Origin of the sequence: Achromobacter sp. JD417, assembly GCF_041879325.1 — a bacterium.
Taxonomy (GTDB): domain Bacteria; phylum Pseudomonadota; class Gammaproteobacteria; order Burkholderiales; family Burkholderiaceae_B; genus Achromobacter; species Achromobacter mucicolens.
Map to the genome: position 1 here is coordinate 4,551,235 of NZ_CP087159.1, position 17,695 is coordinate 4,568,929.

Genomic DNA, 17,695 nt, shown 5'->3' on the forward strand with positions numbered 1-17,695 from the left:
GTTGGGGTCAGTCAATGGCCTGGAGGATCTCGCGCGCCTCAGCATGGCCGCACGCGAAATCTCGCAGAGCCATGTACAGGTCGAGATGGTTTTCCTGTTGGCTTTGGCACGCAAGCGCGTAGAAGCCAAAAAGGCACGCAATGATGCCCGCCGCCTCCACCGATACCTCGCCGCTATAGCCGTTCATCGCCTGCACGACGCGAACGCGCTCCTTCTGCATGGAGGGCACCATGAAGAAGCCCCCATTCGACAGCTCGAAAAACTCCCAATAGCCGCCGCGGTATTCGCTGCACAGCATTTCCATGTGGTTGTACACCTGCGCCTCGCCGATCATGAGGTACCGGAGGCCAGGCCCAAAGTACTTGGGAAGGATCGACAGTCGTCGATCCCCAGACACCTTAGTCGCCTGGATGACGTCCGTACCCTCTTCAACTGCTGCATTCATACTCTCTCTCCAAAAGGTCCGGCGGAATGCCGGGTTGCCGATTGAAGGGATGTGGTCTGCATTCCTCGGTGGATGCCTTGGCACGCCCTACCCCCGAAAAAAAGCGCCTGGAATGGACGGAATGGCAGACTACTGTATATTTATACAGTAATGGAGACTCTGTTATGCCCCACGACAAACATCCGCCCCCCTTGACGTTCGCCCAGATCAGGGCACTTTTCGACGCTGATCCAACGGATGCCGCCCGCGCATACTGTTGGGAGATTGCGCGGCTTCACGCCCATCTCCTTGAGGCCTTTCGGGTCTATGAGTACTGCCAGGAAATGTGGCAAGAGGCCGTGCGCAACGGCGAACAGATGAAGGTGATGCCCGGCTCCCTGCTACTGATGGAACACAAATCAGCGCTGCTACGGGAACCCTGCGTGCAGGCCCGTCTTGATGAGCAATGGAAGGACCGGGACAAGCCGTTCACGAGGTACTACCCGGTCAGAGATCTGGATCAGCGCCCAGACCGTGTCTGACGCCTACTGCTGGTGCTGGCCATCGTTGACCTCCATTCCGCTCGGAGCTGACCGGCATGCTTGAGCTGACCAGCGGCAGCATGCGACCGAGGCTGTGTGGAAACGCGTTTCGTCCTAACACCCACAGCGCAATAGCCTGGTCCGCATCACCTTGGGCGGTCTTCACTTCGATTTTTCGAAGCGGGGCTCACTCTGGGTCGTTTGGGCGGCCCGGATAGGGCCTGAGGTGCGTTATGGGTCACATGAAGGGCTCAGCCGCCCATCGCCAGCACCGCTTTCATGGTCTGCTGGTAGCCCAGGATTTGCATGACCCGCTTGAAGTTATAGGCCAGTACATTCAAGCTCATTTCCGTGCTCACATTGCCCAAGCGACGAGTTAGGAAGTGCGTATAGCCCATCCAATGCTTGAACGTGCCGAACACATGTTCCACCGTGCGCCGCCGCACCTTCATCGCATCTGGCATTCGGTCTAGACGGCGCTGCGCCGCCTCAAGCACGGCCTCATGCTCCCATCGACTGATGCGCCGATACGCGCTAGGTGTGCATCGCTCCTTCATCGCGCATTGTGGGCAGGCACTACTCCAGTAGCGCCGCAATTGAAGACCATTCTCCTCCCGCGTAAATCGGTGGATAGCGCGCTGGCCCGCAGGGCACTCGTACTCATCGTCCTTCGCGATGTAAATGAAGTCCGAACGGTCAAAGCGGCCTTCGGCCTTGGCATTGGAAGTCGTGGGTTTGGGCAAGATCGCATCAATACCTGTCTCTGCACATGTCTTGATCTGAGGCGCGCTGTAGTAGCCGCGATCGGCAATCGCACGCAGTCGCTGCTTGCCCATCGCCTCCCGCGCGGCTTGTGTCATCGATGCCAATGAGTCCCTGTCATGTCCTCGGTTCGTCACTTCGTGCGCGACGATCAGATGGTGCTTGGCTTCGACAACCATCTGCACGTTGTAGCCGACCATCCCCGAGCCCCGGCCGCTGGTGGCCATCGAGCGGGCATCCGGGTCGGTCACCGACAACTGACCGTCTGGACTGTCTTTGAGCCTCTCCTTGACGTCATCCAGAGTGCGCATTTGTTTGCGCAGACGTTCGATCTTGTCATTGAGCCGATTGGTCCTGGCCTCGATCTCGACAGGTTGCGTTCGGTCCGCTGTGTCAAGCGCCGCCAGATAGCGGTGGATGCTCTCCTCAATCTGCTGCTGACGTTTGTCTATCTTGGCAGCCGTGAAGTTCTTGTCGCGCGTGTTGACTGCCTTGAACTTGCTTCCATCAACGGCAACCAGGGCTTGGCTGAATAGCTTGAGATCTCGGCATACGGCAACAAACCGCCGGCAAACGTTGCGAATGCCCGACCCATTGTCACGACGAAAATCCGCGATGGTCTTGAAGTCTGGTGCCAGACGGCCGACCAGCCACATCAGTTCGACGTTGCGTTGGCACTCTCGCTCGAGTCGACGACTGGACTGGACCCGATTTAAGTAGCCGTAGATGTAGATCTTCAGCAGCACGGTCGGGTGATACGACGGGCGGCCGGTAGCTGCTGGCGCCGCCTTCTCAAATCCCAGCGATTCCAGGTTGAGCTCGTCGACGAATGCGTCGACTATGCGCACCGGGTTGTCGTCGGCGATGAAGTCATCCAGGCATTCCGGGATCAACGCTACCTGCTGCCGGTCCTGACCTTCGATGAATCGGGGCATGTCGACTCCCGGGATCGAGATACCAAACTCTATCTAGATCGCCGTAGCGGCGTCAAAGAGTTTTCACACAGCCTCGACCCAAAGCGGCCGGTGAAAAACGCAGCGATGCTCTTGTAATATTTGGAAGCCATCCGCTTTAAACGAATGCAAATCGGCGAACGGTATGGCCGAACCAGGGAGGCATGCGAGCGATATCGAGCCATCATCGCGGGAACCAGCTAGTCTTTTCGGTAGGCCAGCAATCTCAAAGCGTTAAACACTACGAGCAGCGTCGATCCTTCATGGACGGCCACTGCGGCACCCATACTCAACCCCATTATCGTTGCAGGCACTAAGACAGCGACGATACTGAGACTGACGTACAGATTCTGACGAATGATCCGTCGAGTCTGGCGACTCAGTCCGACCGCAAACGGCAGGCGACTCAGATCATCCGCCATCAAGGCGACATCGGCCGTCTCGAGCGCCACGTCTGATCCGGCGGCACCCATCGCGATTCCCACAGTCGCATTGGCCATGGCAGGAGCATCGTTCACACCGTCTCCAATCATCGCGATTTGTGCCTCAGCCCTAAGATCGCGAATAACTTGAACTTTGTCCTCCGGCATAAGATTGCCCCGCGCGTCCTCGATGCCCACTTCGTTTGCTATGGCGCGGGCGACGTTCTCATGGTCGCCAGAGATCATCACCATGTGGGAAATCCCGAGCTGTCGCAGATCCTCTATCGTTTCGGCAGCCCCCTGTCGCGGAGTATCCATGAGCCCAATGGCACCTAGATCTCGATCTCCCATTCGCACGACCATCGTTGTTCGGCCCTCCTCGCGCAACTCGTTGGCGGCAGCCGTCGTCGAGCTTTCGAGCTGGGGGATGCCAGACGCGCCGAACATCTCAACCTTTCCGATCCATACGCTTTGCGAATCCACTTTGGCCGTGATCCCTTGGCCGACGAAATTCTCCACCTGGTTAGCCTCCGGGATCGGATACGTTCCGAGGATTTTTCGACCATCTCGCACAATGGCCGCGGCTAGGGGATGATCACTTAGCGACTCTATCGCCACCGCAACCGCGATTAGCTCCTGTTCGGAGACTCCTGGTGCCGGCAATATGTCGGTGATTCGAGGGCGGCCTGCGGTCAAGGTACCGGTTTTGTCAAAAGCTAGTGCTTTCAGGCTTCCCAGTTCCTCCAGCGGGGCGCCGCCCTTGATGAGTACGCCACCCCGTGCCGCGCGCGCGATACCTGAAAGCACTGCGCTAGGCGTGGCTATGGCAAGAGCACAAGGGCTGGCTGCGACAAGTACCGCCATAGCACGGTAGAAGCTATCGCGAAATGGCTCATCAACAATGACCCAAGCGAAAAGCAATAGGAACGCGATGCTTAGGACGATCGGCACAAAGATGCGCTCGAATCTGTCTGTGAACCGCTGGGTTGGCGACTTTCTAACGTCAGCCTGCGCGACCAGCGCTACGACGCGTGCAAGGGTTGAGTCGCTCGACTTACGAGTGACCTCGACCTCCATCAGACCTGACCCGTTAATCGTGCCGGCAAACACCTGAGATTTGGGCTCGATGCCGGCCGGACGGCTGCGCGCAATGGCAGCGTCTGGCACTGGGGCCTTGTCTACTGGGATGCTCTCGCCCGTTATGGGTGCTTGATCGACACTTGATGTTCCCTTGATGACAAAGCCGTCAGCGGGAAGCCGCGTGTTCGGCTTGACGATTACCTTGTCGCCGACCTCAATTTCTTCGATCGCAATGTCGAAAATTTCACCGTTGCGACGAACCGTAGCCGTTTTTGGCGCAAGCTCTCCCAGGGCTTCGATTGCCCGCTTCGCCCGCCCCATCGCGAAATGCTCCAACGCGTGCCCGAGGCTGAACAAGAAGAGAAGGAGAGCGCCTTCGGCCCATGCGCCGAGCGCTGCAGCACCAGCGGCGGCTATGAGCATCAAGCTGTCGATTTCCAGGCGCCGCTCCTTCCAGCTATTGACGGCGTCTCGCACGGTGAAGGTTCCTCCAAACGCGTACGCAAAGACGTACACGGTGAGAGGGACCCATCCCGGCATAGACGGCCACCAGCGCTCAATTGCGGCCCCGGTGCCCAGCAGCGCGCCGCATGCTAAAGCAAAGTACATTTCCGCTGAAAGGGCTTGAATCCTCCCGGTGAAGCTGGTCCTCATATGTTGCGTCCTTGCTTTGTGTGCGAATCGTCATTTACCTAAGCGGCAGTACTTAATATTGCCCAATGAGAAGGCAAGGCTCAGAAGGTCAAGTGGTGTTCAAGGGGAGGCGGGTCATGCACGCGCTATTTACGCGCGCGGTAAGTTGTCTACTATGATGCGCGTCAATCTCACGCGATCCGGTCTAGTCGAAAGTTTAAAAGCGGAATAGTCGGAGTGGCGCAGGATTACAGATTTGTAATAGTAATGACGGCAAACTGTCGAAACGAGATCTTTACATTATTAAGTCAGTCGCATCTGCGCGACGACTTAATTAACGTGAGGATCACTGAAATGAAAGTAACTATTTCTAGCGCCGCCGTCGCTGTCGCTCTGACCGTGCTGGGCTCGTCTGCCCAAGCCGACACATTTCACAACACAAACACTGAGAGCGGCTTCGAAGTGCACGTCGGCGACAGCCAAAATGGAAAAACCTCCGAGCAAGTTCGGCAGGAGCTTGTTGCCGCAAAATCCAATAAGAGGGAATGGTTCTTCACCTACCTCAATGCGGCCAAACCCGGCTGGATGGTTCCAACTGAAAAAACCCGCGAGCAAGTCGCAAAGGAGCGCGATTCGATTACCCCCGAAGAGCGTGCGCGCATAGACGAAATCTACAACACCGGTGCATAAATGCCATCGCCTTTTGGCAGGAGGTAGCGCTCATTCGTGCGGAAATCCACGCGTTTGGGGGTTCCTCCATGGATTGGCGAAACTACCGTCGAAGGTTATGTATGAGGACTCGTCTCGCAATTGCGATTTCGGTGGTGCTGCTTTCTGGCTGCGCTATAGCAAGCAGCCCTGCGCCATTGCCAGAGGGCGGAAGAACACGCGCGGAAGTACGGGCTGATTTGGCCATGTGGAAGCGAGCTGGAATGGACAAATTCTATAAAGGTAGGCGCACGCCCGATGTCTACAGTGCGTCCTATCGAAAGAGCTATGCTAACTATTTGAAGCTTCGTAACGGCCAGGAGTATCAGGAGGAACTGACTCGTCTTACGAATGACGAGCAGTAGCGCTCCCCATCATTTTCCTGAAAGCGCAGCATTCTCCACTAGAGCGGGGAGACTATCCCCTTTGTAATTCACGTACTGTCTGAATTCTCCAAAGCAAATAGCTTGGCCATCAACTTGAGATGCGATGCTCGACGCCTCCTTGGCTGTATGCGAGCGTCGCTCTCTTTGCTTTAAAGTTCCGCGCTCTCCACGCATTATCAGGCCGAACTTATGGTGCGGAATCGCCATCCGCCGAGGCGAGGATATTTTTGATTAAAAAAAGGTGCACACCTTAATAGAATGTGCACCAATAAAGGCCTCTTCCCTTCGCGGTGGAGGAGGCCCCCTGTCGCCACCGGCGGAGAGTCGCCTTAGCGCTTGAGACGCTCTAGCTCTTGTTGGTACTCCGCGCCACTGCGAAGACGAATATATTCCGCGTAAGCCATTTTGTATTCACGGCTATAAATGTCGGGTGTCTCGCTTTGGTTCCAGAAGCGATCCACGCCTGCACGTTTCCACACAGCGAGATCAGCTTGTACTTCCGCTCGAGTGAGTCCCCGGTCCACTCCGCTAAAGTACGTCGAGGCTGCAGTGTTCGTCGGCAAAGCGGTTTGCGCGCCGGCGTACGCCATGGGGGTTGCAAACAATACGACGGCCGAAAGCATCTTGAGGGAAATTTTCATCGCCAACTCCATTTGATTACCGGCGGTACGCATTAACGCCGGTATTAATAAATCATCATCACTTAACGCGTATAGAGATTGTATCGAAGGCATTCCATCCAAACCGCGACCACAAAATTACGTTTTTGTCTGGATTAGGAAATGTGGGATTGGCAATTTCTACTTCGACTTGTCCACGCTGTTGTGAGTTTGCAACGGAGTCCGGAGCCCGTATGAAAGTCGGCGACGTGCACTCACCAGTCTGGACTCTTATTTGCCACTCCTAAGTCGAGAGGAAACATAGAGTTGCGCGCGCGCGGAGCGTTTGATTGTGATTAATGACTAGATGCGGACATATATGTAATTGAATCGTTGGTTTTTTGTCGACGAACACTCTCCACACTTGCTTGGCACTTGCCGATAAGACATCGCGAAATTGGAAATGCGAAACGGACTTCGCATTTCTTCTATCGGCCAGGCCATCCAGTCCGTCTCTGTGATAAAGGAGCAATTTGTGAAGAAAACTCTATTGCTGGCAGTATCTGCGGCAACACTTTCCACGGCTGCATATGCCGAGTCGTCCGTCACGCTGTATGGAATCATTGATACCGGGATTGGCTACGCGAAGGTCGACGGATCCTACATCGATCCTCAAACGGGCACGAAGTCTGAATTCAAGGGGAGCCGAGTCGGAATGACTACTGGTCAAACCGCTGGTTCGCGTTGGGGCTTGCGTGGAAAGGAGGATTTGGGTGACGGCCTGTACGCGACGTTCCGCCTCGAGTCCGGCTACGATTCCGCCAACGGCTCGTCTAGCCAAAACAGTCGCTTGTTTGGACGTGAGGCGACCATCGGGCTTGGCAGCGACCAATGGGGTGAATTTCGCCTTGGGCGCCAGTACAACGTAGCGTCGCGTCTTATGGCTTCGATGTATGGTTCCGGATTCGGCGGCGGCTTCACGCAGTTGAATACGGGCGGAGGCCTTGGCTTCAGCGCGTCGTATTTCGTGCGCTATGACAACCTGGCGCTGTATGAAAGCCCTTCAATCGGCGGCTTCCGCGTCTCGGCTGGCTACGCGTTCAATGCCGACGACCGCAACGCGGCCCAGACAGGCTTCCGGACGGCCGATAATACTCGAGCAATTACGACGGGCATTAGCTATGCAAACGGTCCGCTCATGGCATTCGTCGCCTACGACCAATTGAATGCGTCGAATAAACTATCCTCAACCCAAACTGCGGCAACTCCTCGTTCGTTCACGCTGGGCGGCTCATACGACTTTGAAGTCTTCAAGCTGGCCCTGGCATACGAACGTGCAACGGATGGCTGGTTCGCGGGCAAGAGTCTTCCCTCGAGCGCGTCGATTGGAACGTTCCGTGGCACGCCGTCCAACACATTCGTCGACGGTTTCAGCTCAAATTCCTATCTGATTGCAGCATCCATCCCCCTGGGGGGCGCCAGCAGCATGTTTGGCTCGTGGCAGCGAGTCGACCCGAACAATAGCGACCTGACCGGTGGTGACTCGACCAGCAACACGTTTGCGTTGGGTTACTCCTATACGCTTTCGAAACGCACGACCATGTACGCTGCCGCCACGTACACGAATAACTTTGCGTTCCAAGACGATGCAAAAGCCACGGAGGCAATGGTCGGCTTGCGCCACTCATTCTGACGCGTAGTGCGCATCTAGCGTGTGGAGGATATAGCGGGGTGCCCATAACCCGCTATGTCCTCATTATTTGAGAGGAGTCAGTGGAGCTGCCAGGCATCGGAGAGCGTCAGTGGCAAGCCTATTCGGGCTCGCGGTGCTCTATCGTGTAGCCCATTCCTCTGACGGTGTGCAGCAATTTTGTGTCGAACGGATCGTCGACCTTGGCGCGAAGACGGCGGATTGCGACCTCCACCACATTCGTATTGCTGTTGAAGTTCATGTCCCAGACTTGTTCCGCAAGGACGAGGCGCGACAATACTTCGCCTTGGCGCCGCATCAGAAAAGTCAGCAGCCCAAATTCCTTGGCAGTGAGGTCTATCCGGGAGTTGCCTCGCGCCACCCGTCGGCGAAGTAGGTCCAGTTCGAGATCCGCCACGCGAAGAACATTTCTGCCGGACAAGGTGTCGGCCGACCCTACGCCGCGCCGCTTAAGCGCAAGCACTCTTGCTTGAAGCTCGGAAAGTGCAAACGGCTTGATCAAATAATCATCGGCCCCCTGTTCGAGACCGCGGACTCTATCCTCAAGACTTGTCCGAGACGTCAACATCATGATGGGTACGTTGTCGTTTTTACGAATGCGCAGTAAAACCTCAAAACCATCTAAGCCGGGTAGACCAATGTCAAGAATGATTAGGTCGTATTGCGTCTCATAGGCAAGTTGGACACCGCTGACGCCATCCATCGCGATATCAACGATATAGCCGTTGTCGGTAAGGCTGCGGCGCAACATTTCGGCGAGTTTTCGATCATCTTCGATAACTAAAATTTTCATTTTTCGTTTGAATGCGTCATTGAAAAATGACGTTGGAAAAAGCGAGGGGAGCGGATCTGTGATCTCTCCGCCATTGCAGCCTGGTCAAGGTATCGCTATATTGGTAGCCTTCCCGGCTCCTAGCATCGCTTTACATGTAAAGCTACTTTAGCGGCCAAGCTTCGTCAGAACCCGAACTCGGTAATTACGAATCTGCAAACAAAAAAGCGGAAATCTGTAATTTTCCTGTCGCTATTTCCGGATAACACATCTTGCGACGGGAGGCTGCCAAGTTGGCTCGCCAAATGTCAAATGCTGCATGTACTTTGCTGCTCTACAATCGAAGTCGGGTGCTATGCTGAAGCCGATGGTCGTGCCTGAGGAGTCAGACTTTACAAATGGCGTGCCGCCATGCATCCGTGCAATTGCAGCGACGATAGCTAGGCCGAGACCGTGATGGTTCGCGTCGCTTGCACGAGCAGAGTCGGATCGGTAGAACCGGTAAAAGAGGCGCGGTAGGTGCTGTGCTTCGATTTGCTCACCCAAATTGTGCACTGTGACGTGTACCTTCCCGTCGTTGGCCATGCAGAGCCTAACTGTGACGCTTGAGTTCGGTTTGCTGTAGCGAATGGCATTCGAAACTAAGTTCGAAATCGCGCGCTGATAGAGGGAGCGGTCCACATTTCCAGCGAGATCTCCCAAGACGTTAAAGCTAATTCTCGCGTCGAGCGCCTCGGCCTCGTGATACTCAAGAACTTCGGTTGTAATCGCGCGGAGGCTCTCCACATGTTCGGCCCGCGCCCTCGCCCCGCGGTCAGCTTGTGAGAGAAAGAGCATGTCGTTGACAATGGCAGTCATACGTTGAAGCTCTTCCAGATTCGAGCCCAGCACGTCTCGCAAATCAACTGGCGACCGATTTGCTGCCAGCGCGAATTCTGTTTCTCCTATAAGTGTAGCGAGAGGAGTACGTAGTTCATGTGCGACGTCTGCATTGAAGCCTTCCATTTGGACATAAGCCCGCTCTAGCCGTTGTAGCAGCGCATTGAACTGCAGGACCAACGGTTTGATCTCTTGCGCCAACCCCGTTTCCACCAGTCGTTCTCCGATTCGATCGGGCGATATCAATGCGGCCTGTCGCGCCACTTCGTGGAGAGGAAGCAGGGCGCGCCGGACCAGCACGTTGGCTATAACGGAAACCACTATCGCTCCGATCACTGCACAACAAAACAGCGTCCATGCCAGCATCACTCGAAGTCGCACGTCCGGTGTGGTATCCAGAAACAGCTCAGCGGTCATTCTCCTGTCTGGCTCGCTGGGCGCAGGCAAAGAAAAGATTGTCTGTATTCGATTTACATTCTTCGCCGCTACGGCAGGCTCACCATAGACGCTGATTTTCTGGTTGATGACCAGTCGCAAAGAAAATTCAGACTTTCCATAAAAAAAGTCATTGAGCTTATGCTCGAGTGCGGGTAAGTCGCCTTTAATGGCGAATTCATCAGCAAGGTGCTCGATGACTTCGCGCTTTTGTTCTAGCAGTGCCTGCTGACGATAAGATAGATTTATATTCGTCGCCCAGTACACGACGAGGCAAACAACTCCCAGTGCGACAAATGTCTGGAGCGCGAGCCAGCGAGCGAGCCAGTGGCGGAGAGAACTGATCTCGCGAAACCCCATTACTCATCCCTCAGCTCGAGCACGTAGCCCATCCCGCGCACGGTATGAAGGATCTTGGTTTCAAAAGGGTCATCCACTTTTCCGCGTAGGCGCCGTACAGCAACCTCCACCACATTAGTATTGCTATTAAAGTTGATGTCCCATACTTGTTCGGCAAGATCCAGGCGAGACAGAACTTCCCCCTGCTTTCGCATCAGAAGGGCAAGCAGCGTAAATTCTTTGGCCGTCAATTCGAGGCGCGTGCCGGCCCTACTAGCCTTGCGCCGCAGAAGATCTAGTTCGAGATCTCCCACTTTCAAGACATTCTGTCTGCTGGCCTCGGCGACGACATGCCCCCTGCGACGCCCCAACGCGAGGACGCGCGCCAGCAATTCAGATAGCGCAAATGGCTTGACCAGGTAATCGTCTGCGCCGTCCTGCAGCCCCCGAACTCGATCTTCGACCTTGTCTCGCGCCGTGAGCATAAGGACGGGTACGCGATCGGACTTGCGCAGTTCGTGCAGGACGGCAAAGCCATCCATCCCCGGGAGCATCACGTCTAGAAGAATCAGGTCGTACTGAGTCTCTCGGGCAAGGTGCAGTCCGCTGACGCCGTCCGATGCAACGTCGACCACATAGTTGTGTTCTGAGAGTGCGCGCTTTAGGTATTCAGCGAGCTTGCGCTCGTCTTCAACGACCAGAATCTTCATGTTCCGCAACCGTTCGAATCGTGATTGGCACCCTCGAGGGGTAAAGCCGATGCCAAGCGTGAATTGGTGGGCGAGCTCGTGCTCGCATGGCCACTAACGTTGCGTGTTCAGAAACGCGCACGTCTTGCACTTGAATGGGAGCACGCATTCTAGGCCAGGCTAGCCGTCAGTCTACCTTCCCCAAGATTACGAATCTGTAATGCACGACAACCTTACAAAATTGTCATCTGGGGGTCCGGATTCTGACGAAGGCGCTTGGATACAGTACGGGCGGTCATCCGTCCTGGCCGTTCCTATTGTGTCTCACGTGCGATAGCCCGGCTTAGGGACCAACATCTCCTCAGACACTACCAAGGTTGAATGATGCGCCTCAAGTCGCTTCCATTGTTCCTGATGGTCGCCGCGTTGTGCGGACCGCAGGCTCGGGCACAGGCTACGCCAGAAAAGTACACCCGAGAAGACGCATCGGTTGCGTCGGCAAACGTCCTCACGCTGTCCGAGGCGCTGGATGCCGCGTACACGCTGAATCCCCAATTGTCGGCAGCCAAGAATAATTTCGGAGCGTCCAAGGGGCTGGTGGAGCAGGCAAGCCTCCTTCCAAATCCTTCCCTCGACGTCAGCATCGACGACCAACAACGTTCGACGCGGACGACCACAGCAATGCTCAGCATGCCCGTTGAGTTGGGCGGAAAGCGACGAGCACGCACAGAAGCTGCTCAATTGAACAGTGATTTGGCCGGTCGTGACTATGAAATTGCGAGAGCGGAGATAAAGACGTCCGTTATGTCTCGCTTTTTTGCAGTCGCAATCGCTCAAGAAGCCGTGCGCGTCAATCGCGACATGGCTGAGGTAGCAGTTGGGGCATTGCGTGTGGCTCAAAAGCGAGTGGACTCAGGAAAGGTCCCGCCTTTGGAGAGGAACAAAGCAGACATCGAGCTTACGAAGGCGCAGATTGAAGTGCGTCAAGCAGAAAACGAACTCGCCGTTGCGCGCAGAGAACTGTCATTACTGTGGAACGACCCAGCTCCGAAATTCGCGACAGTGCGCGCGGATATCGAGGATCTTCCGCCGCGTCAAACGCTGGATGAGCTGCGAGGCGCTCTGTTGGACTCCCCGAGAATGGCTGCCGGACGTCTCGCATTGGAAGTCAGCAAAGCCGAACTGAATGTCGAGAAGAGCAAGCGGTATCCGGACATCACCGTGAGTGGTGGGGTGGCTCGCGACAATGAAATGGGGCGCAATAAGGCTCAACTTGGGGTCTCCGTGCCATTGCCGATTTTTGACAGAAATCAGGGGAACGTCTATGCCGCCACCATGCAAACGTACAAGGCGCAAGACACTTACCGAGAGCTGGAGGCCCGACTGAGTGCTGACTTGGTGACAGCCGCCTCTACGTACGATCTTGCATTGTCTTCCGCGATCGACTATCGCCAGTCTGTCATCCCCACGTCGCAGAAGGCATACGATGCCGCGCGTAAGGGCTTTGAGGCAGGGAAGGTCGGCTATCTGGAAGTCTTAGACGCGCAGCGGACTTTGTCGCAAGTGAACATTTCCTACCTCACGACGTTGTCGCGCGCGGCGTCGGCCCGCGCCGAAATCGATCGCATCCTTGGCCAATAAACAGAGATGAACATGAGCCTGTATCTCACGCTAGTTCGGCGTCGCACCATCATTGCCGTTGCGCTTTCCCTTCAATTTCTAATTCCAGCCCCGGGTCTCGCCGGGCCATCTGACCACGCAGGGGACAGTCATTCCGAAGCGGCTGTGGGGCCAAATAAGGGTGAAATTACAACGGACGGAAACAACTCGATTGAGGTGGGCCTGGTCGAGGAAGGCGAGGCGGCCCGGCTAAAGGTCTGGATAGCGACGGCAGGAAAGCCAGTGAATGCACAAGACCTAACGGCAACCGCGACTCTGAAAAGGCCGAATGGGGAAGAGAAGGTGCTTAAGCTCAACCCCTCCACTAAAGGGTTTGTCAGCGATCAGCTTATTGCTGAGCCACATTTCTTCGAAGTCGAAATTAGCGTCTCCTTGCCAGGAAGGCCCGACCCTCTCCGCGCAGAGTTGCACAAAGAGGAGGGGTTAGTGGCGCTCACGCCTGAACAAATTTCTGCGGCCGGAATTGAGACAAGTGAAGCCAAGGCTCAGAGCCTCGAGTCGAGCACACGATTCCCCGGGGAGATCCGATTTAATGCAGATCGCACTGCACACGTCGTGCCGAAGGCCGCAGGAACCGTTCAACAGGTCTCGACCGATCTGGGACAAGAAGTGAAAAAAGGACAGCTCTTAGCGGTCATATCAAGTGCATCGCTCTCCGAGCTCAGAAGCGAGTGGCTTGCTGCGACGAAGCGCCGAGCATTGGCTGCCGCCACTCACGCTCGAGAGTTGAAGTTATGGCGCGAGCAAGTGTCGGCCCAACAGGACTATCAACAAGCTCAGACTGCGCTTCAAGAGGCGGATATCGCTGTGCAAAACGCAGCTCAGAAGCTCAGGGCAATTGGTGCGGAACCGTCCACAAAAGACTTGAATCTTCTTGAGATTCGTGCGCCCTTTGATGGTGTCATCGTCGAGAAGCACATTGCTTTGGGCGAGGCGCTATCTGACACGTCAAACATCTTCACAATCTCGGATCTGAGCACGGTATGGGCAGAGTTCGTAATCGCGCCCAAAGATCTGCGGGACGTCCGCGTGGGTGAAGATGCGAAGATCACCTCTACCGCCTTCTCGGAGGAGGCGTTCGGCAAAGTTTCCTATATAGGTGCATTGCTCGGACAGCAAACGCGCACAGCAACCGCGAGGGTGACGTTGAAGAATCCCGACATGGCTTGGCGGCCCGGTCTGTTCGTTTCCGTAAACGTTGTGGTGGAGCGAAATGATGTTGGAGTTGCCGTGGACAGCGACGCGATCCAGGATGTAAACGGACAACCTACGGTGTTCATCGAGGTTCCTGGTGGATTTCTTCCCCAGCCCGTCAAGTTAGGAGCGACGACCGAAAAGAGCTCCGAGATTGTGTCTGGTCTCAATGCTGGAACACGCTATGTCAGCTCCAATGCTTTCGTGCTGAAGTCCGAGTTGGGCAAGGCATCGGCAGATCACGCGCATTGAGTTGGAGCCCATATGTTTGAACGTCTAATTCGCTTTGCCATTGAGCAACGTTGGCTTGTCTTGTTCATCGCCTTGGGAATGGCCGCCGTTGGGGTGTACAACTATTCGCGACTTGCCATCGATGCGGTTCCGGACATCACTAACGTCCAGGTGCAGATCAATGCGAGCGCACCTGGATACTCTCCTTTGGAGACGGAGCAGCGCGTCACGTATCCGATCGAGACCGTGATGGCTGGTCTGCCGGGGCTGCAGCAAACTCGCTCGTTGTCTCGTTATGGCCTATCTCAGACGACAGTGATTTTCGATGATGGGACAGATATCTACTTCGCCCGTCAGCTTGTCAATCAGCGTCTGCAGGAGGCCAAGGAAAGCCTGCCGGAGGGGATCACCCCTGTTATGGGCCCAATTTCTACCGGATTGGGAGAGATCTTCCTGTGGACCGTTGAAGCAACACCTAATGCAAAGAAGGCAGACGGATCGCCATATACGGCAACGGACCTGCGCGAGATTCAAGATTGGGTCATCAAGCCGCAACTGCGGAACGTCAAAGGCGTGACCGAGGTCAATTCAATCGGGGGGTACGCAAAGGAGTACCAGGTAGCGCCAGATACGGAGCGCTTGGCGTCCTATGGACTCTCGCTCACCGACATCATCACCGCTCTAGAGCGAAACAACGCGAATGTTGGAGCTGGATATATTGAAAGAAAGGGCGAGCAGTACTTGATTCGTGCTCCGGGGCAAGTTCGATCGATAGGCGATATTCAGGATATTGTCCTGACCGCAAGAGATGGCCAAGCCATACGCGTTCGAGACGTTGCGGACGTTTCGATCGGGAAAGAGCTTCGCACGGGCGCCGCTACAGACAATGGCAAGGAGGTGGTCCTTGGTACCGTCTTCATGTTGATTGGCGAGAACAGCCGGGCTGTATCCCAGGCAGTGTCGAAAAAGCTAGAGGAGATAAACAAGAACTTGCCCGAAGGGGTAGAAGCGATCACCGTCTATGACCGCACCAATCTCGTAGACAAAGCTATCGCTACGGTAAAGAAGAATCTTCTCGAAGGCGCGATCTTGGTGATCGTGATCCTTTTCGTATTTCTCGGGAATATTCGCGCTGCGATCATCACGGCGATGGTGATTCCGCTATCCATGCTGTTCACGTTTACGGGAATGGTGACCTACAAGGTTAGTGCCAACCTGATGAGTCTTGGCGCGCTGGATTTCGGGATCATTGTCGACGGCGCGGTAGTGATTGTAGAGAACTGCGTCAGACGCCTGAGTCATGCACAGCTACATCACGGTCGTCCCCTCACTCGCTCCGAACGCTTCCATGAAGTATTCGCTGCCGCTCGCGAGGCGCGCCGTCCGCTGCTGTACGGCCAGCTGATCATCATGGTTGTCTACCTTCCGATTTTCGCGCTAAGCGGGGTTGAGGGACGCATGTTCCACCCGATGGCTCTCACCGTGGTGATGGCATTGCTCGGCGCCATGATTTTGTCGGTCACGTTCGTGCCCGCTGCGGTGGCAATGTTCATCGGGAAGAAGGTGTCGGAGAAAGAAATTCGGGTAATGGCCTGGGCACGCCGACGTTATGAACCTCTCCTCGACCTGGCACTTCGCCGCACGCCTCTCATGCTCGGTAGTGCACTTGGGTTCTTGCTTGTGTGCGGTTTTATCGCCACTCGTTTGGGAAGCGAATTTATTCCGAGTCTCAACGAAGGAGACATGGCGATTCAAGCATTGCGCATTCCGGGAACAAGTTTGACGCAGTCAATCGCCATGCAGGTTCAGCTTGAAACCCGTTTGAAGGAGAAGTTTCCCGAGATCGAGCGTGTGTTCGCGCGTACGGGAACTGCCGAGATCGCATCAGACGCTATGCCCCCCAATATCTCGGACGGCTACATCATGCTTAAGCCCGAGAAGGACTGGCCGAGCCCGAAGAAGTCTCATGCCGAACTGCGTGAGGCGATTCAGCGTGAAGCACAGAACATTCCGGGCAACAACTACGAGTTCTCGCAGCCGATTCAGCTACGGTTCAACGAGCTGATTTCTGGCGTTCGTAGTGATGTTGCGGTGAAGATATTTGGTGATGACAACGATGTATTGAACAGCACTGCGACTGAGGTGGCTGAGGTCCTTCAAAGGATTCCAGGGGCCTCGGAAGTCAAAGTGGAGCAGACCACGGGTCTTCCCATGCTGACGGTGTCGATCGATCGTGCTAAAGCAGCTCGCTATGGCCTAAGCCAGTCGGATATCCAGGACACTCTGACGATTGCGGCGGGAGGTCGTGAGGCGGGCACGTTCTTCCAGGGCGACCGCAGGTTCGATATCGTCGTTCGACTGCCAGAAAAGGTCCGCGAGAACATCACTGCACTCAAAAATCTCCCGATTGCGCTACCGAAGGGTGAGGGTCAGCTTCAGACGGCCTACATACCGTTGTCTGAAGTTGCGACATTTGATTTGGCGCCTGGTCCCAATCAGGTCTCCCGCGAGGATGGAAAGCGAAGGATTGTGGTCAGCGCCAACGTTCGCGGCAGAGACCTCGGCTCATTCGTCGGCGAGGCGGAAGCGGCGATCGCTGAACAGGTCAAGGTCCCGACTGGATACTGGACAGCATGGGGGGGCACTTTCGAACAACTTGAATCGGCTACCAAGCGATTGCAGATTGTGGTCCCCGTCGCCCTGCTTTTGGTGTTCGTCTTGTTGTTCGCGATGTTTGGAAACGTTAAGGATGGTCTACTCGTCTTCACCGGTATTCCCTTCGCGTTGACAGGCGGAATCCTCGCGCTGTGGATCAGGGGAATTCCGTTGTCAATCACCGCTGCAGTGGGATTCATTGCTCTGTGTGGTGTCGCAGTTCTCAATGGTTTGGTTTTGTTGTCTTTTATTCGCTCCTTGAGAGATGAAGGGAAGCCGTTGTACACCGCGGTGCGAGAAGGAGCTTTGACTCGCTTGCGGCCCGTGCTGATGACCGCCCTCGTGGCCTCGCTTGGATTCGTACCTATGGCTATCGCTACGGGGACAGGAGCGGAGGTGCAGCGGCCGCTCGCCACAGTGGTTATTGGAGGCATCATCTCCTCCACCTTCTTGACGCTTCTGATTCTGCCCGCGCTCTATCGCTTGGTACATCATGCAGACGCCGAGGAGGAGGAGCTAACCGGCTAGTGAGCCTGGACTGTCGCAAGCCTGGAGGGGCTTGATCTCCTCCAAGCTTGCGGAAATGTAATTACAAGGTTCG

General features: G+C 55.6%; 14 protein-coding genes. 7 read left to right on the top strand and 7 right to left on the bottom strand.

The window, feature by feature from the left end; all coding sequences use genetic code 11:
- Positions 1-7: 7 nt before the first annotated feature.
- Complete coding sequence (locus LN047_RS21030) at positions 8-445, bottom strand: antirestriction protein (protein ID WP_076515758.1); 438 nt, start codon at positions 443-445, stop codon at positions 8-10.
- A gap of 164 nt (positions 446-609) precedes the next feature.
- Between LN047_RS21030 and LN047_RS21035 the strand changes: the two genes are divergently transcribed.
- A complete protein-coding gene (locus tag LN047_RS21035; protein ID WP_076515760.1) occupies positions 610-966 on the top strand; it encodes a hypothetical protein in 357 nt (118 codons plus the stop codon).
- 251 nt (positions 967-1,217) lie between these two features.
- On the opposite strand, the gene LN047_RS21040 is transcribed toward LN047_RS21035, so the two are convergent.
- On the bottom strand, positions 1,218-2,663 hold the full coding sequence (locus tag LN047_RS21040; RefSeq protein WP_373980062.1) for an IS1182 family transposase: 1,446 nt from the start codon (positions 2,661-2,663) through the stop codon (positions 1,218-1,220).
- Between the two features lie 218 nt (positions 2,664-2,881).
- Entirely contained in the window at positions 2,882-4,837 is a 1,956-nt protein-coding gene (locus LN047_RS21045; protein ID WP_373980090.1) for a heavy metal translocating P-type ATPase, read from the bottom strand.
- Positions 4,838-5,170: 333 nt separating this feature from the next.
- Here LN047_RS21045 and LN047_RS21050 point away from each other — a divergent pair, with 333 nt between their 5' ends.
- A complete protein-coding gene (locus LN047_RS21050) occupies positions 5,171-5,506 on the top strand; it encodes a DUF4148 domain-containing protein (protein ID WP_373980091.1) in 336 nt (111 codons plus the stop codon).
- 101 nt (positions 5,507-5,607) lie between these two features.
- Positions 5,608-5,889 carry a DUF4148 domain-containing protein gene (locus LN047_RS21055; RefSeq protein ID WP_373980092.1) on the top strand — a complete coding sequence of 94 codons (282 nt, stop codon included), beginning with the start codon at positions 5,608-5,610 and terminating at the stop codon, positions 5,887-5,889.
- 350 nt (positions 5,890-6,239) lie between these two features.
- Here the strand turns inward: LN047_RS21055 and LN047_RS21060 are convergent, their stop codons facing one another.
- Complete coding sequence (locus LN047_RS21060) at positions 6,240-6,551, bottom strand: DUF4148 domain-containing protein (RefSeq protein ID WP_373980093.1); 312 nt, start codon at positions 6,549-6,551, stop codon at positions 6,240-6,242.
- A 493-nt stretch (positions 6,552-7,044) separates the two neighbouring features.
- Between LN047_RS21060 and LN047_RS21065 the strand changes: the two genes are divergently transcribed.
- Positions 7,045-8,202: a porin gene (locus LN047_RS21065; protein WP_373980094.1), complete on the top strand. Its 1,158-nt coding sequence runs from the start codon at positions 7,045-7,047 to the stop codon at positions 8,200-8,202.
- A gap of 118 nt (positions 8,203-8,320) precedes the next feature.
- Here the strand turns inward: LN047_RS21065 and LN047_RS21070 are convergent, their stop codons facing one another.
- The 3 genes from LN047_RS21070 to LN047_RS21080 all read right to left on the bottom strand — a co-directional run bounded on the left by LN047_RS21070 (position 8,321) and on the right by LN047_RS21080 (position 11,355).
- The gene (locus LN047_RS21070; RefSeq protein ID WP_373980095.1) at positions 8,321-9,013 is read right to left on the bottom strand and encodes a heavy metal response regulator transcription factor; all 693 of its coding nucleotides are present in this window, start codon (positions 9,011-9,013) and stop codon (positions 8,321-8,323) included.
- A 231-nt stretch (positions 9,014-9,244) separates the two neighbouring features.
- Positions 9,245-10,666, bottom strand: coding sequence for a heavy metal sensor histidine kinase (locus tag LN047_RS21075; RefSeq protein ID WP_373980096.1), 1,422 nt, complete (start codon positions 10,664-10,666; stop codon positions 9,245-9,247).
- Entirely contained in the window at positions 10,666-11,355 is a 690-nt protein-coding gene (locus LN047_RS21080; RefSeq protein WP_373980097.1) for a heavy metal response regulator transcription factor, read from the bottom strand. The genes LN047_RS21075 and LN047_RS21080 overlap by 1 nt, the downstream gene beginning before the upstream one ends.
- A 360-nt stretch (positions 11,356-11,715) precedes the next feature.
- Here LN047_RS21080 and LN047_RS21085 point away from each other — a divergent pair, with 360 nt between their 5' ends.
- Genes LN047_RS21085 through LN047_RS21095 form a run of 3 tightly spaced genes read left to right on the top strand, consistent with a single transcriptional unit; the run spans position 11,716 to position 17,622 of the window.
- Positions 11,716-12,975 carry a TolC family protein gene (locus tag LN047_RS21085; protein ID WP_373980098.1) on the top strand — a complete coding sequence of 420 codons (1,260 nt, stop codon included), beginning with the start codon at positions 11,716-11,718 and terminating at the stop codon, positions 12,973-12,975.
- A 12-nt stretch (positions 12,976-12,987) separates the two neighbouring features.
- Positions 12,988-14,460 (top strand): efflux RND transporter periplasmic adaptor subunit, encoded by a 1,473-nt coding sequence (locus LN047_RS21090; RefSeq protein ID WP_373980099.1) that lies wholly within the window; start codon positions 12,988-12,990, stop codon positions 14,458-14,460.
- Between the two features lie 12 nt (positions 14,461-14,472).
- The gene (locus tag LN047_RS21095; RefSeq protein WP_373980100.1) at positions 14,473-17,622 is read left to right on the top strand and encodes a CusA/CzcA family heavy metal efflux RND transporter; all 3,150 of its coding nucleotides are present in this window, start codon (positions 14,473-14,475) and stop codon (positions 17,620-17,622) included.
- Positions 17,623-17,695: the final 73 nt, after the last annotated feature.